The sequence below is a fragment of the Pseudoalteromonas sp. 19-MNA-CIBAN-0066 genome (genome assembly GCF_040308705.1).
GTDB lineage: Bacteria > Pseudomonadota > Gammaproteobacteria > Enterobacterales > Alteromonadaceae > Pseudoalteromonas > Pseudoalteromonas nigrifaciens.
In genome coordinates this window covers 1-233 of sequence record NZ_JBEONZ010000443.1, presented here as the reverse complement: position 1 = coordinate 233, position 233 = coordinate 1, and the positions used below count along the sequence as shown (strand labels likewise).

General features: G+C 33.0%; 1 protein-coding gene. It reads right to left on the bottom strand.

All coding sequences use genetic code 11. The features are described from left to right. The coding region (locus tag AAEZ18_RS19760; protein WP_352256157.1) for a hypothetical protein at positions 1-233 on the bottom strand (233 nt) is incomplete at both ends.

Sequence of the window (233 nt, the reverse complement as noted above, 5' to 3'; positions counted from 1 at the left end):
CGTCAAACTTATCACGTTGTAAATTCTCTGGAAATTCAACTAAAGAGTCATAATAGTCTTCTAATTCGCAAGCTAACTGCTCTAACTCATTTGCATCAAAAATAAAATTTTTAGGCCCATTATCATAAGCTATATGTAACTCGTTATGATCTTCAAGCTCAGCTAACAAACTTTGCAAACATGAAACCATAACAGCTTGATCGACTAATGCTTGTGAATAATCAATTCCTATC